13 protein-coding genes are annotated in these 13,512 nt (G+C 65.7%); 4 read left to right on the top strand and 9 right to left on the bottom strand.

Annotation, left to right across the window (positions count from 1 at the left end; all coding sequences use genetic code 11):
• Positions 1 to 1,455 carry a GH1 family beta-glucosidase gene (locus tag ACRQ5Q_RS37865; protein ID WP_439394894.1) on the top strand — a complete coding sequence of 485 codons (1,455 nt, stop codon included), beginning with the start codon at positions 1 to 3 and terminating at the stop codon, positions 1,453 to 1,455.
• Positions 1,456 to 1,464: 9 nt separating this feature from the next.
• On the opposite strand, the gene ACRQ5Q_RS37860 is transcribed toward ACRQ5Q_RS37865, so the two are convergent.
• From ACRQ5Q_RS37860 to ACRQ5Q_RS37840, 5 genes are all read right to left on the bottom strand, one after another.
• On the bottom strand, positions 1,465 to 2,022 hold the full coding sequence (locus tag ACRQ5Q_RS37860; RefSeq protein WP_008543309.1) for an HNH endonuclease: 558 nt from the start codon (positions 2,020 to 2,022) through the stop codon (positions 1,465 to 1,467).
• Between the two features lie 202 nt (positions 2,023 to 2,224).
• A complete protein-coding gene (locus ACRQ5Q_RS37855) occupies positions 2,225 to 3,202 on the bottom strand; it encodes a peptidyl-alpha-hydroxyglycine alpha-amidating lyase family protein (RefSeq protein WP_439394892.1) in 978 nt (325 codons plus the stop codon).
• A 132-nt stretch (positions 3,203 to 3,334) separates the two neighbouring features.
• Entirely contained in the window at positions 3,335 to 5,110 is a 1,776-nt protein-coding gene (locus ACRQ5Q_RS37850) for a flavin-containing monooxygenase (RefSeq protein WP_439394890.1), read from the bottom strand.
• A gap of 401 nt (positions 5,111 to 5,511) precedes the next feature.
• Positions 5,512 to 6,138, bottom strand: a complete 627-nt coding sequence (locus ACRQ5Q_RS37845) for a hypothetical protein (RefSeq protein WP_439370682.1) — start codon at positions 6,136 to 6,138, stop codon at positions 5,512 to 5,514.
• Positions 6,139 to 6,152: 14 nt separating this feature from the next.
• A complete protein-coding gene (locus ACRQ5Q_RS37840) occupies positions 6,153 to 6,473 on the bottom strand; it encodes a hypothetical protein (RefSeq protein ID WP_439370680.1) in 321 nt (106 codons plus the stop codon).
• Between the two features lie 151 nt (positions 6,474 to 6,624).
• On the opposite strand from ACRQ5Q_RS37840, the gene ACRQ5Q_RS37835 reads away from it, so the two are divergent.
• Positions 6,625 to 6,972 (top strand): hypothetical protein, encoded by a 348-nt coding sequence (locus ACRQ5Q_RS37835; protein ID WP_439394888.1) that lies wholly within the window; start codon positions 6,625 to 6,627, stop codon positions 6,970 to 6,972.
• On the opposite strand, the gene ACRQ5Q_RS37830 is transcribed toward ACRQ5Q_RS37835, so the two are convergent.
• The 3 genes from ACRQ5Q_RS37830 to ACRQ5Q_RS37820 are packed head-to-tail and all read right to left on the bottom strand — an operon-like array spanning position 6,957 to position 10,682.
• Positions 6,957 to 8,465, bottom strand: a complete 1,509-nt coding sequence (locus ACRQ5Q_RS37830) for an acyl-CoA synthetase (protein ID WP_439394886.1) — start codon at positions 8,463 to 8,465, stop codon at positions 6,957 to 6,959. The two genes, ACRQ5Q_RS37835 and ACRQ5Q_RS37830, sit on opposite strands and share 16 nt — an antisense overlap.
• 23 nt (positions 8,466 to 8,488) lie before the next feature.
• Positions 8,489 to 9,673 carry an ABC transporter substrate-binding protein gene (locus ACRQ5Q_RS37825; protein WP_439394885.1) on the bottom strand — a complete coding sequence of 395 codons (1,185 nt, stop codon included), beginning with the start codon at positions 9,671 to 9,673 and terminating at the stop codon, positions 8,489 to 8,491.
• Positions 9,674 to 9,707: 34 nt separating this feature from the next.
• Complete coding sequence (locus ACRQ5Q_RS37820; protein WP_439370675.1) at positions 9,708 to 10,682, bottom strand: NAD(P)H-dependent flavin oxidoreductase; 975 nt, start codon at positions 10,680 to 10,682, stop codon at positions 9,708 to 9,710.
• A gap of 177 nt (positions 10,683 to 10,859) precedes the next feature.
• Here ACRQ5Q_RS37820 and ACRQ5Q_RS37815 point away from each other — a divergent pair, with 177 nt between their 5' ends.
• The gene (locus ACRQ5Q_RS37815) at positions 10,860 to 11,747 is read left to right on the top strand and encodes a LysR family transcriptional regulator (protein ID WP_439370674.1); all 888 of its coding nucleotides are present in this window, start codon (positions 10,860 to 10,862) and stop codon (positions 11,745 to 11,747) included.
• Between the two features lie 57 nt (positions 11,748 to 11,804).
• Here ACRQ5Q_RS37815 and ACRQ5Q_RS37810 read toward each other — a convergent pair whose 3' ends face one another.
• Positions 11,805 to 12,455, bottom strand: a complete 651-nt coding sequence (locus ACRQ5Q_RS37810; protein WP_439370672.1) for a DNA-3-methyladenine glycosylase family protein — start codon at positions 12,453 to 12,455, stop codon at positions 11,805 to 11,807.
• A 127-nt stretch (positions 12,456 to 12,582) separates the two neighbouring features.
• Between ACRQ5Q_RS37810 and gluQRS the strand changes: the two genes are divergently transcribed.
• The gene (gene gluQRS / locus ACRQ5Q_RS37805; RefSeq protein ID WP_439370671.1) at positions 12,583 to 13,452 is read left to right on the top strand and encodes a tRNA glutamyl-Q(34) synthetase GluQRS; all 870 of its coding nucleotides are present in this window, start codon (positions 12,583 to 12,585) and stop codon (positions 13,450 to 13,452) included.
• Positions 13,453 to 13,512: the final 60 nt, after the last annotated feature.

Here is a 13,512-nt window from a genome sequence, read left to right as displayed (position 1 = left end):
ATGTCCGGAAAAGTCTCGCGGCGCGAATTTGCAGGGCTTGCGGGTCTCGCCGCGCTTGGCGCCGCAATCGGCGCCAGGGCCGCGGAGACCACTGACCTCCACGCGCCCGCGCCCTTCCCGAAGGATTTCCTGTGGGGCACGGCGACCTCGTCCTACCAGATCGAAGGCGCCGTCAACGAGGACGGACGCGGCAAATCGATCTGGGACATCTTCAGCCACACGCCCGGCAAGATCGAGGACGGCTCGACCGGTGACCGCGCCAACGAGCACTATCATCGCTACAAGGAGGACGTCGCGCTGATCAAGGCGCTTGGCGTCAAGGCCTATCGCTTCTCCATCGCCTGGCCGCGCGTGTTCCCGGATGGATCGGGCCAGCCCAATCCGAAGGGCCTCGACTTCTACAACCGCCTCGTCGACGAGCTGCTCGCGAGCGGCATCGAGCCCTGCGCCACGCTCTATCACTGGGACCTGCCGCAGGCGCTGCAGGACCGCGTCGGCGGCTGGCAGTCGAGCGATACCGCGAAGGCCTTCGCCGATTACGCGACCTATGTTGCCGAGCGCCTGACCGATCGCGTCAGGACCGTCTTCACCGTCAACGAGGTCGGGCGCTTCGTGAATTTCGGCTATGGCTGGGGCATCGACGCGCCGGGCCTGAAGCTGCCGGCCGCGCAGCTCAACCAGGCCCGCCATCACGTCGCGCTGGCGCATGGGCTCGCTGTACAGGCGATCCGCGCCTCGGCGCGGGCCGGCACGAGAATTGGCGCAGCCGAGAACATCGCCGCCTGCGTGCCGGCGATCGCGACGCCGGACAACATCCGCGCCGCCGAGATCGCGACGCGCGAGCTCAATGCGGGATTCCTCGGCGTGGTGCTGGAGGGAAAGTACACCGACGGCTTCCTCGCCTACGCCGGCGCGAACGCGCCGAAATTCACCGCGGAGGAATTGAAGATCATCGGCACACCGAACGATTTCGTCGGCCTCAACATCTACGCGCCGCAGTTCTACGTCACCGCCTCCGACCGCGCGCCGGGCTTCCATGTGCTGCCCTTCCCGACCTCGTTCCCGCACATGAATTCGGAATGGCTGCGGATCGGCCCCGAGGTGATCTACTGGGCCCCCCGCCTTGCCGCAAAAATCTGGAACATCGAGGCGATCTACATCAGCGAGAACGGCACCTCGTCCGAGGACAGGATCGCCGCCGACGGCCAGGTCTACGACCTCGACCGCATCATGTTCCTGCGCAACTATTTGACCCAGATGCAGCGCGCGATCACGGAAGGCGTGCCGATCCGCGGCTATTTCCTCTGGAGCCTGATGGACAACTTTGAATGGATCTTCGGCTACGGGAAACGGTTCGGCCTTTATCGGGTCGACTTCGAGACCCAGGCGAGGCTGCCGAAGCTGAGCGCGGCGTTCTATCGCGACGTGGTGGCGCGGAATGCGATCGGGGTGTGAAACCAGACGCTACGGATCCAGCTCCGTATCCCAGTACAGATAGTCCAGCCAGCTGTCGTGCAGATAGTTCGGCGGGAACAGGCGGCCGTTACGGTGGAGCTGGTGCACGGTCGGCGCGAACGCGCTCTGGCGCGGAAACATTTTTGCCTGCGCCGGGGTGAGGTTGCCCTTGCGCAGGTTACACGGCGAGCATGCCGCGACCACGTTCTCCCAGGTGGTCTGGCCGCCTTTGCTGCGCGGGATGATGTGATCGAATGTGAGGTCTTCGGGCGAGCCGCAATATTGGCAGGCGAAACGATCGCGCAGGAAGACGTTGAACCGGGTGAAGGCAGGATGGGTGGTCGGCTTGACGAAGGATTTGAGCGAGACGACGCTCGGTAACTGCATTTCCAGGGTGGGACTTCGAACCGCCTGATCGTAATGGGCGACGATGTTGACGCGGTCGAGGAACACCGCCTTGATCGCGTCCTGCCACGACCACAGAGACAGTGGGTAGTAACTCAGCGGCCGGAAGTCCGCATTCAGCACCAACACCGGCCAACTGCCTTGCGAGACATGTGCGTTCAAGTAACGCTCCCGGCCTCCAATGTACGCTGCGAAGCAGCATGTGTTGACATACTACATGCAGCGTGACGGGATTGTGAAGCCCGTCGAGAGACTTATTCAGCCGTGGCCAATGCGGCGCCTCGGTGGCGAAGCGCCCAAAAACGCCGTGATTCGGTGAGGGGCGGGCGAGGCGGGCCCGGAACCGCAGGGCGGTCGCCGTGCCTCATTCCAGCACCCGCTCCAGTTTCTGCAGGCACCGCGTCGCACGTACCACGGCCGGCGTTTCCTCGTCCGGAAAGCTCGTCTTCCAGTTGGTGACGCCGACCTCGCCGACATAGATGTCGCCCCTCGAATCCAGCGTGATGCCGTGCGGCGCCAGGAACTTGCCGCTGCCAACGCCCGGACCTTCCTCGCCGCCGAGACGAGCGATGCGTTTGCCCTGCGCATCGACGATCGACAGCCGCGGACCGAGATTGGGCACATTGCGGTTGATGTCGAGGCCGGGGCCGAGCTCGCCGATGACGAAGGTCGGGCGCTTGGCCCCACCGCAGCAGCACAGTGCGCAGGGGCGGTGAAGGTTGTTCCACTGCGTCTCGTACTTGCCTTCGCCGTCGAACACCTGCACGCGATGGTTCTCGCGGTCGGCGACGTAGACCCAACCGTCGGCATCGGTGGCGATGTTGTGTACGATGTTGAACTGACCGGGATCGGTGCCCGGCTCGCCCCAGCTCTTGATCAGCCTGCCGTCGGGGGTGAACTTGTGCACGCGCGCATTGCCATAGCCGTCGGACACGTAGATCTCGCCCTTCGGTGACAATGCCGTGTGGGTGCAGCGGTGGAACGGCTCACCGCTCATGAAGGGCGCCGGCTTTGCGGGAATGCCGATCGTCAGCAGCACCTTGCCGTCGGTGGTGCATTTGCGTACCGTGTGGTCGCCGTCGTCGGTGCAGTAGAGATTGTCGTCGGCATCGATATGCAGGCCGTGCGCGCGGGAGAACAGGCCTTCGCCCCAACTGCGGAGGAAGTTGCCCTCGCGGTCCAGGACCACCATCGGATGGACGCCGCGGTTGAAGACGTAGATCCGGTCCTTGCTGTCGACGGCGACGGAGGCGACGTCGGTCAGCTGCCAGCCGTCGGGCAGCTTCGCGAAATTTTCGACGACGCGGTAGCGGTGCTCGCCGCTGCCGAGAATGGCTGGCATGGGTGGTCCTTCCTCTCGCTGTCTCTGTCGTGCTCGACTGCATCCGCGTCGTCATTGCGGGCGCAGCGAAGCAATCCAGACTCCCTCCGCGCGGACAGCCTGATTGCTTCGCCGCGCCCGCAATGACGCGGCTCAAGTTGCACTCACCTCGCGCCCCAACATCCCTTCCTCGATCGCCTTGATCTGCAGCGCGAGATATTTCGAGTTGATGCGGCACTGCGCGAGGCTGCCGGCGATGAACCAGAGGCCGGGTTGCCCGGTCCGCGCATACATGTTGCGCAGCTCGAAGCCGTCGCCAAAACCCCAGATCGGGCCGACGCGGTCGGCCACGGCGTCGCCGAACAATTTCCGCACCAGGTATTCCTGCGGCTTGTAGCCGGTGGAGAGCACGATGAGATCGGCCGCGATGTTCGTGCCGTCCTTCATTCGTGCGCCTTCGGCCGAGAAGCTCTCGATGTCGGAGAACTGCCTAAGGCTGATCTTGCCCTCGACGATCAGGTTGGAGCAGCCGACGTTGAAATAATAGCCGCCGCCACGGGTGAGGTATTTGAACTGCCAGCCGGTGCCGGCCTCGCCGAAGTCGAGTTTGAAGCCGACGCCGGCAAGGCCGTCGAGCAGCTCCCTGTCGAGCTGCTTCGACTGCTCGGTCAGCATCACATGCGTCTTCCTGGCGAGCGGCGTCGGCATCGAGGCCGCGATCAGATCGTTGTCCTCGAGCGTGCCCTCATTGTAGGTGGCGTAAGCGAGCTGCGCCGACGGCTCGATATTGGTGACCAGCGTCGGCGAGCGCTGCACCAGCGTCACCTCTGCGCCGCTGGAATGAAGATCTTGCGCGATATCGTGGCCGCTGTTGCCGGTGCCAATGACGATGGCGCGCTTGCCTGTCCAGTTCTCGCCGTCCTCGTAGCGGCTGGAATGCACCAGCGTGCCCCTGAAATTCTCGAGGGTCGGAATGTCTGGAATGTTGGCGATGCCGCTGACCCCGGTCGCCATGATCACATGGCGCGGACGCATGGTGCGGCTGCTGCCGTCGGCGCGGCGCAGCGTGACGGTCCAGTGGCCCCTGGCTTCGTCATAGGCTCCACCCTCGAACTCGGTGCCGGTCCAGAAATTCAGCTCCATGGCATCGACATAGGCTTCGAACCAGTTGGCGAGCTTGTCCTTGGGGATATAGACCGGCCAGTTCGGCGGAAACGGCATATAGGGCAGGTGATTCACCTGCACCTGGTTGTGCAGGGTGAGCGCGTGATAGCGCTTGCGCCAATTGTCCCCGATCCGGATCCCGCGATCGACGATCAGGGTATCGACCTTCAGCTGCTTCAGCCGCGCCGCAATCGCGAGCCCCGCCTGGCCGCCGCCAACCACCAACACGGCCGGATCGCGATCGGAATAGTCGCGCGATGCGTTGCGCTGGTCGAGCCAGTTCGGCCCGCGGAAATCGCGTGAATAGGCCTGGCCGCGCGGGCGCGAGGTGCCGAGCTGCTCCTCAAAACCCTTCAATTCGTCGAGGGCGGTGAGCAGCGTCCATGCTTTCAGGCGGTCGCCGTCGGCGGCATCAGGGACGAGTCGCATGATGCCGCTGCCGCGGCCGATCGCGGTCTCGAAGTTGAAGATGGCCTCGATGGTGTTCGTGCCGGCGCGCGTCACCCAGCGTGGCGGCGCGCGGTTCGGGGCGATCTTGAAATTCGTCGGCGCCGCCTTGGGCGCGCGCGCCGCCAGCTCCTGCGCGACGGAATCGCGACCCGCGACCGTCTGCAGGTTCCAGCTCAGCGCCAGCACATCGCGCCAGAAACATTCGGCGACGAGCAGGCGGTCGAGCGCTTCGCGATCAGGCTTGCCCAGCGAATGCTCGAACTCGTCGAGCCAGGCCTGTGCGGCGACGGAAATATCCTTCGTCCTGTCCAGCATGCGCGACCTCATGGCCGTCTTCGCGGCGTTTCCTCTGAGCATGATCCGGACCGGGAGGGCCGCGCAGCGCAAAGTTTGCGGCGGTTCCGAAGAGATCATGCTCCGCTTATAGAGGTCAAAGGCTATACCGGTTCTCGGGTCGTCGAAAGCGCCTTACCCGAGCAGCGAGAGCATATGGCCCTGCTCCGGCGGAATGCGGCCGCAGCAGCGTGTCGAGATAGACCTGCCGTACCGCCCGCGGCTCTTCTTGCGGTCAAGCTTCGCCCCAAGATCGGCGCGAAGCCGACCCAAGCCGCGAAGGCGCTGCTCTGCGGCGGGGTATTCGCACAATGGAAAGGCTCCACCTTGTGGAGCCTTTCTTGCGAGTTGAGTTGCCGTTCGGCCTGAAGGTGGCAAGCCAACTATCTTCGGGTGCCCGCGCCATACAGCTCGCGCTCACGGCCGACATCGTCGGGCGACAGCGGCGGGCTGGCGGCATCGAAGCCGGTCCAGCCGGTCTTTTGCCAGGCAGCGCTCCGATCCTGCAGGTTCACCGACCTCTCGTGCAGAAGGGCATCGAGACGCGCGCGGTCCTGATCGGGGACCTTCGCCGACACCAGCGTTCCGCCCCTGCGGACGCCCTCGGCGTAGCGGGACGCATCGTCCTTGGACACGCCGGCTTGGGTCAGCGCGCCGACGATGCCGCCCGTTGCAGCGCCGGCCGCGGCACCCGCTGCGGTCGATGCCAGCCAGCCGGCAGCGACGACCGGTCCGAGTCCGGGAATAGCCAGCAGCCCGAGCCCCGCAAGCAGGCCCGCCGCGCCTCCGAGGCCGGCGCCAACGCCGGCGCCAGTGCCCGCACCTTCGGCGCGATCGTCGACGCCGTCGCGGTCGCGATCGACCTTGCGGGTCGAGTTGCCGTACCAATTGTCGGAATTGTTGGCGACGATGCTGATGTCGGAGTGCGGCACGCCGGCGGCCTCGAGCCGGGTGACTGCACGTTCCGCATCCGAATAGTTGTCATAGAGTCTGGAAATGGTGGTGGTCATGTTGCGTCCTCCGCTTATCTGGTCGGGTTCACGTTGCCCTGGAAGTCCACGCTGACGTCGGTCTTGGTTCCCGCCTTGTCGGCCTTGCCGCGCCAGACGCCATCATTGTCCTTCTGCAGGCCGGAGACATTGGAATAGCCGGCTGCTTCGATCTTCGACTTCGCCTGGCCTTCGGTGAAGCTGTTGCGGCCCGCGACGGGGGCGTTCGAGTTGTTCTGGTCGGCACTGTTGATCGCGTTGTTGCCCGGCCCGCTTTGCGCGGGTTGCGATTGTGCGCTGATGGGCACTGATCCGAGCAGCAGGAGTGCTGCGGCGAGCATGGGTAGGCGTGACATTATGTCCTCCGACAGTTGATTATGCCGGGCGACAACAGATGAGCTTCCGATTGGTTGCTCCGCGGTTCGCGATCAAAGCGCGCACCCAGCGTGACGTGCATGATGATCACGCGCCAGGACCGCGCGCAGGAACAATTGCCGGTATTTCCCGTTGAAGCGTCTCCAATACCGGGACGCGCTGCCAATTCAGATGCCTATCATTCGCTATTTCTTGTTCGTCGGCAGCTTGCTTGTCGCGCTGCTGTTCCTGGCCGATTTTCTTTTTCCCGCGCCGCCGGAACGTAGCGCCGGCATCGATGTGGACAGAAGCATCATTCGGATTCATTCGGCGCGTGTATTACCCGAGCGGATTGTATTCGACACGTCCGCGGCGCCAGTCCACCCGCGTGAAGCGAGCTCTCGTGAGGCGAAGAACGAGACCGCAACCGTAGCGAAGCGGGCCGCACACATCGCGTCAATCGCCGACCAGGTGCGAGTTCCCAGTCAAGCCGCCCAATAAGGATCCCGCAGCTTGCGCTTGAAGATCTTTCCCGTTGCCTCGCGCGGCAGCGCATCGCGGAATTCGACCTCCTTCGGCACCTTGAAGTTGGCGAGCCGCTCGCGCAGGAACGACTGAACTGCGGCGGCCGAGAGGTCGGCGCCGGGCTCCGGCTCGACGAAGGCGCACGGCCGCTCGCCAAATTCGGCGTCGGGGATGCCGAACACGGCGCAGTCGCGCACGCCGGGCATTGCGATCAGCACATTCTCAATCTCGGCGGGATAGATGTTGACGCCGCCCGAGATCACCATGTCGCGCTTGCGGTCGCACAGGAACAGATAGCCGTCCTCGTCGAGATAGCCGACGTCGCCGACGCTGACGAGACCATCGCGGCCGGCCTCGGCGCGGGCGTGCGCCTTGCCGTGATAGTCGAAATCGGGCACGGCCGTCTGGCGCATGTAGATCTCGCCGACCTCGTTGACGCCGCAGCGGCTGCCGTCATCGCGGAAGATCTTGACGATGCCGCCTTCGATGGCGCGGCCGACCGTCCCCGGTTTCCTCAGTGCCTCTTCGGCCGAGTGCCACACCGGGATGCCGGTCTCGGTCGAGCCGAAATATTCGTTGATGACCTGTCCCCACCAATCGATCATGGCCCGCTTCACCTCGGGCGGGCAGGGCGCGGCGCCGTGCACCACGAACCGCAGCGAGGCGAGATCGTAGCGTCGTCTCACGGCCTCGGGCAGCCGCAGCAGCCGGACGAACATGGTCGGCACCATGTGGATATGCGTGACGCGGTGGCGCTCGATCAGGGCCAGCAGCTCCTCGGCGTCGAACCGCGCCTGGAGGACGATGGTGCAGCCGCTGCGGAACGCCAGCATGCCGTAGGAGTGCGGCGCCGAGTGGTACATCGGCCCGTTGATCAGCACGACCTGGTTGTCGCGCGGCTTGAGGCCATAGGCGATCGCGCCGACGCGCTCGGAGGCGGCCGCCTGTTCGGGCTGCATCGGCATCCGCCGCACGCCCTTCGGCATGCCCGTGGTCCCCGACGTGTAGATCATCGCCGTGGCACGGCGAGGCGGGGCCCGATGTTCCGGATGGCCGTCGCGCCAGCGGTCCCAATCGGTCAGTCCCGCCGGGGCTTGGGTCAGCTCGGGCAGAACGGCGAAGGTCGCGGCGAGTTCGGGCGGTGTCGCGACGACGAGCAGGCGGACATCCTCGGGCAGGCCGGCCCGGATCTGCGGCAGCAGATCGGCATGACAGACCAGGATCGTCGCGCCGCTGTCGGTCAGGATGTAGCGGACCTCCTCGGCCTTGAGATGCCAGTTGATCGGCACCACCGGGCTGCCGAGCGCGGCGGAGGCCGCGACCACCTCGAAGAGCGCAAAGTCGTTGCGCAGCATCATGGCGATCGGAGCGCCTTCGGCCAGGCCAAGGGAGCGGAGCCCGCTCGCCGCGCGCCGGATGCGGGCGTGGATCTCGTCGTAGCCGATCCGGCGTTCACCGCTGATGATCATGGCGTGTCCTCACCTGTTCCGGTTTAGCGATCATCGAGCACATCGCCGAACCCGACCCAGCTCTTGCCGTTGAAGCGGCGGAGCTGCAGCTGCTGGAACGGCAGATAGTCATCGGGGCCGGTGGTGACGGACATGCCCGGCAGCAGCAGCGGCAGCTTCACCTCCTTGAGCGAAGCGGCCTGGCGCATGATGTTGTCGCGGCTGAAATCATCCTTGCATGCCGTCAGCACCCTCATCAGCAGCGTCGCATAGTGGTAGCCGGCCGCGTAGTTGGAGTTGGAGAGGTCCGCAGTCGGCATGTATTGCTTCATGAAGGCGAAGTATTCCTTCACGCCGGGATCGCTGGCCCATTGCGGGTCCATCGTGTCCTTCTGGTTGCTCGACGAGATCAGGCCGACCGCGTTGTCGAGCCCGGCCGGCTCGAGGAATGAGATCGAGGAGGCCGAGGTCGGCACGAAGAACAGCTCGGGCTTCCAGCCGATCTCGGCGACGCCCTTGATCATCTGCGAGGTGAACTTGCCGAGCACGACGCCGAACAGCACGTCGGCACCCGACGCCTTCAGGGTCGAGAGCTGCGAGCTGATCGTCGGTGCGCTGGTCTCGTAGGTCTGCTCCGCCACGATCATGCTGGCGCCTTTCTCGCCGAGCGCGCGCTTGAAACCGGCGACATAATCGCGGCCGAAATCGTCGTTCTGGGACAGGATGGCGATCTTCGCGCTGGGCCTGGTGCGCAGCACGTGCTTGGCATAGACCACGCCCTCGGATTCGTAGGCGGCCATGCCGGGCATGGTCCACGGATATTTCTGCGGATCGGCCCATTTGGTCGCGCCCGAGAGCACGAACAGCTGCGGCACCTTCTTGCCGTTGAGGTAGCGCTGCACGGCGCTGTTGGTGGCGGTGCCGAGCGAGCCGAACATCATCAGCACCTCGTCCTGCTCGACCAGCTTGCGGGTCTGCTCGACGGTCTTGGGCGGCGAGTAGGCGTCGTCGAGCGTGATGAACTTGACCTTGCGGCCGTTGATGCCGCCCTCGGCATTGACCTTCTCGAAGAACGCCTCCTGCGTTCGCCCGATAGCGCCGAAGCCGGAAGCCGGGCCGCTATAGGGCAGCGTCTGCCCGATGCGGATCTCGTTGCTGCCTTCGGCGCGGGCGGTTCCGGTCGCGAGCGTCAGCAATGTCAGGCCGATGAGGGCGGCTGCCAGCTTCATGATGTCCTCCCGTTGTTCTTGTCAGTCAGAAACGTCAGGCACTGGCGCGCATCAGGAAATCCTGCCGGGCCCGGTCGAATTCGCCCTTCAGCCGGTCGACGAGCTCGGCGACCGGCGGCGCGTCGGTGATCTGGCCGATGCCCTGGCCCGATCCCCAGATGTCGCGCCACGCCTTGGATTTCATGTTGCCGCCGGAGCCGAAATTCATCTTCGATTTGTCGGCGGGGGGAAGATTGTCCGGATCGAGGCCGGCGGCGGCGATCGAGGGACCCAGATAATTGCCGTGCACGCCGGTGAACAGGTTGGTGTAGACGATGTCGTGCGCGGCGTGCTGCGTCAGCGCCGACTTGTAGGCTTCGTCGGCATTGGCTTCCTGCGTCGCGATGAAGCGCGTGCCCATATAGGCGAGGTCGGCGCCCAGCGTCAGCGCGGACGCAACGCCAAAACCGTCGCTGATCGCGCCCGACAGCAGGATCGCGCCATCGAACCATTGCTTGACCTCGCGCACCAGCGCGAAGGGCGACAGCGTGCCGGCATGTCCGCCCGCGCCGGCGCAGACCAGGATCAGGCCGTCGACGCCCTGCTCGGCGGCCTTGCGCGCATGCTTGACGTTGATGACGTCGTGGAACACCAGCCCGCCATAGGAATGCGCGGCCTCGACGATCTCCGCCGGCGGCCGCAGCGAGGTGATGATGATGGGCGCCTTGTGCTTCACGCAGGTTTCCATGTCCTTCATCAACCGGTCGTTGGAGGAATGGCAGATCTGGTTGACGGCGTAGGGCGCCACCTTCTTGCCGGGATTGCGCGACTTGTATTCGCCGAGCTCGTGCTCGATCCGGCTCAGCCACTCCTCGAGCTTCTCGACCGGACGGGCATTGAGCGCGGGAAACGAGCCGACGATGCCCGCCTTGCACTGGGCGATCACCAGCTCCGGTCCGGAGACGATGAAGAGCGGCGAGCCGACGACGGGCAGCTCCAGATTGTTCTTGAGCAAGGCGGGGAGTGCCATCCGATCCTCCTGGCGACGCGCGTCAACGGCCTGCGGGCCGATTGTGAGCGCTTCCATGTCGATTTGTCGCCGGCGGAGTGTCCTGCCTGGCGGTTTGACCGCACTATAGGGTTGGACAGCGGGGGCGGATCGTTCAATATTGAACAAGCAGGTATTCATGTTTGAACGGAGCCGCCCGTGGATTGGGACCTCTGCAAGACCTTCGTCGCGGTCGCCGACACCGGCAGCTTCACCGCCGCGGCGAAGCGTCTGCATGCGAGCCATCCGACCGTCAGCCGCAAGATCGCCGCTCTGGAGGAACAACTCGGCACAAAATTGCTGGCGCGTGCCGCGGACGGATTCGCGCTCACCGCCGACGGGCGCACGCTGCGCGAGCATGCCGAAGCGATGGCGGCCGCCGCGCTCCGGGCCGAGGCTGCGGTCGGCGCCGGCGGGCGCAAGGCGCGGGGCACGGTCAAGCTGTCGGTCGGCGCGACCCTGGCCTCGCACTGGCTGATGCCGCGGCTGCGATCCTTTCTCGCCGCGCATGATCACATCCGGCTCGAGATCATCACCCATCCGTTCCCGGCCAGCGTGCGACGCCGGGAGGCCGACGTGGTGCTGCGCCCGGTCGACAGCGGCGAGGAAAATTTGGTCGGCCGCAAGATCGGCCGGCTCGGCACCGGCTTCTACGCCTCGCGCGACTATGCCGCCGGCCGCTCCCTGCCGGAGCGCAGCGGCGAGTGGAAGGGGCACAGCGTGATCGGCTTTGCCGATCAGGATTCCAACGCGCAGCTGGCGCGCTGGAGCGATGCGATCACGCGCCAGGGCACCTTGGTGATGCGTTGCTCGTCGCAGGGCGACATGCTGGCGGCGGTACGCGCGGGGATCGGAATCTCCGCGCTGTCCTGTTTCGTCGCGGAGAGTTATCCGGACCTCGTGCGCGTCGCGCCGCAGAAGCTCGCCAGCGTTGCCGACCTCTGGTTGCTCGCCCATCCTGACCTGGTCGAGCTGTCCGCGGTGCGCGCCGTGGTCGACTTCGTGGCCGAATGCGCCCGCGCCGATCGCGAGCGGCTGCGGGGCTAGAGCATGATCCGGAAAACTGCGAAGCGGTTTCCCGGGAAGATCATGCGAAAAAAAGCTTTAGTTTCCGGCGAGCACGCCCTCGCGCTTCTTCACCGCGCGATAATAGCTCCACCACAGATGCGCAGCAGCGCCGCGCAGCGGACGCCAGGGCTCGGCGAGCGGCGCCATCTGCTTCTCCGTCGGCCGCGCCTTGAGGCCGAGCCCGATCTTGATGCCCTCCTGCACGGCCAGGTCGCCGGCCGGCCAGGCATCGCCGTGGCCGAGGCAGAACAGCAGATAGACGTCCGCCGTCCACGGCCCGATGCCGGGCAGCGAGATCAGCGTGTGATGCGCGGCGTCGGCATCTTCCTCCGCGAGCACATCGAGGTTCAGCCGCTGCGCATTGATCTCCCGCGCCAGATGCTTCAGCGTCTTGATTTTGGCGGCGGACAGGCCGAGCCGCCCCAGCCGGTCGGTGCGGGCGCGGCGCACGGCATCATGGTCGAACGGATCGAAGGCGGCGGACAGTCGCGCCCAGATCGCCGATGCGCTCGCGGTCGAAAGCTGCTGCCCGCAGACGATGTGCGCGAGCCCCGCAAAGCCCGGCTCGCGCCGCCGCAACGCCGGCATGCCCGCGATCTCGAGCACCGGCTTGAGGCGCGGATCGCGCTTGATCAATGCGTGGACGGCTTCTTCGAGGTCGGACTGGGTTTCGAGATGGATGGTCATGGGGCTCGGTAAGCTCTCTCCGGCGTCGTGGCCGGGCTTGACCCGGCCATCCATCTCCTATCGTAACAGAGTCATGGAAGATGGATTGCCGGGTCAAGCCTGGCAATGACGAGTCTTGCGAGAATTCATGCCACCCGTTTTCCGATTTGCCCCCAGCCCCAACGGCCTCCTGCATCTCGGCCACGCCTATTCCGCCCTGCTCAACTTCGATCGGGCGCTTCAGACCGGCGGGCGGCTGCTGCTGCGCATCGAGGACATCGACGCGACACGGTGCCGGCCCGAATATGAGACGGCGATCTACGAGGACCTCGCCTGGCTCGGCATTGCCTGGGAGACGCCGGTGCGGCGGCAGTCGGAGCATCTGTCCGACTATCGCGCCGCGCTCGAAAGACTCTCCGCGCTGGACCTCGTCTACCCCGCCTTCGAAAGTCGGGCCGAGATCGCAAAGCTGGTGGCGGCGCGGGAGGCCGACGGGCCGTGGCCGCGCGATCCTGACGGCGCGCCCCTGTATCCAGGCAATGCGAAGTCGCTCCCTGCCGACGAGCGGATACGGCTGATCGCCGCGGGCGCGCCTTATGCGCTCCGGCTGGACATGGCGTCCGCCTGCCGCCGCGTCGCCGGCCTGAGCTGGACCGAGCTCGGCGAGGGACCGGGGGGCGCGCGCGGCACCGTCCCGGCGCGGCCTGAGGCCTGGGGCGACGTGATCCTGGCCCGCAAGGAAACCCCGACCAGCTACCATCTGTCGGTGGTCGTCGACGACGCGCTCCAGGGCGTCAGCGAGATCGTGCGGGGGCAGGACCTGTTTCACGCAACCTCGGTCCACCGCCTGCTGCAGGTTCTGCTTGGCCTGCCGGAACCCGTTTACCGCCATCACGCGCTGATTCGCGATGGCGAGGGGCGGAAGCTGTCGAAATCCAGCCGCGCGACGGGGTTGCGGCAGTTGCGCATCGCGGGTGCCACACCTGCCAGTGTCCGTCGGCTGGTCGGATTAGATTAAGTTTCTCTGGGAGTTAGCGAAACGCTGCCGTGACTCCGAGGGTTCCGTCATGCCATTCTT

The sequence above is a fragment of the Bradyrhizobium sp. PMVTL-01 genome, from assembly GCF_051861855.1.
In the GTDB taxonomy this organism is placed as follows: Bacteria; Pseudomonadota; Alphaproteobacteria; order Rhizobiales; family Xanthobacteraceae; genus Bradyrhizobium.
Note: the sequence above shows the minus strand (reverse complement) of the source record. Positions and strands in the feature narration are given on the sequence as shown.

Excerpts from the sequence above, each read along its gene's own strand:
- ACRQ5Q_RS37855 (WP_439394892.1), bottom strand. The coding sequence starts at position 3,202 with ATGCCAGCCATTCTCGGCAGCGGCGAGCACCGCTACCGCGTCGTCGAA.
- ACRQ5Q_RS37820 (WP_439370675.1), bottom strand. The coding sequence starts at position 10,682 with ATGGCACTCCCCGCCTTGCTCAAGAACAATCTGGAGCTGCCCGTCGTC.
- gluQRS (WP_439370671.1), top strand. The coding sequence starts at position 12,583 with ATGCCACCCGTTTTCCGATTTGCCCCCAGCCCCAACGGCCTCCTGCAT.
- ACRQ5Q_RS37830 (WP_439394886.1), bottom strand. The coding sequence starts at position 8,465 with ATGATCATCAGCGGTGAACGCCGGATCGGCTACGACGAGATCCACGCC.
- ACRQ5Q_RS37850 (WP_439394890.1), bottom strand. The coding sequence starts at position 5,110 with ATGCTGGACAGGACGAAGGATATTTCCGTCGCCGCACAGGCCTGGCTC.
- ACRQ5Q_RS37825 (WP_439394885.1), bottom strand. The coding sequence starts at position 9,673 with ATGAAGCTGGCAGCCGCCCTCATCGGCCTGACATTGCTGACGCTCGCG.
- ACRQ5Q_RS37865 (WP_439394894.1), top strand. The coding sequence starts at position 1 with ATGTCCGGAAAAGTCTCGCGGCGCGAATTTGCAGGGCTTGCGGGTCTC.
- ACRQ5Q_RS37840 (WP_439370680.1), bottom strand. The coding sequence starts at position 6,473 with ATGTCACGCCTACCCATGCTCGCCGCAGCACTCCTGCTGCTCGGATCA.
- ACRQ5Q_RS37810 (WP_439370672.1), bottom strand. The coding sequence starts at position 12,455 with ATGACCATCCATCTCGAAACCCAGTCCGACCTCGAAGAAGCCGTCCAC.
- ACRQ5Q_RS37845 (WP_439370682.1), bottom strand. The coding sequence starts at position 6,138 with ATGACCACCACCATTTCCAGACTCTATGACAACTATTCGGATGCGGAA.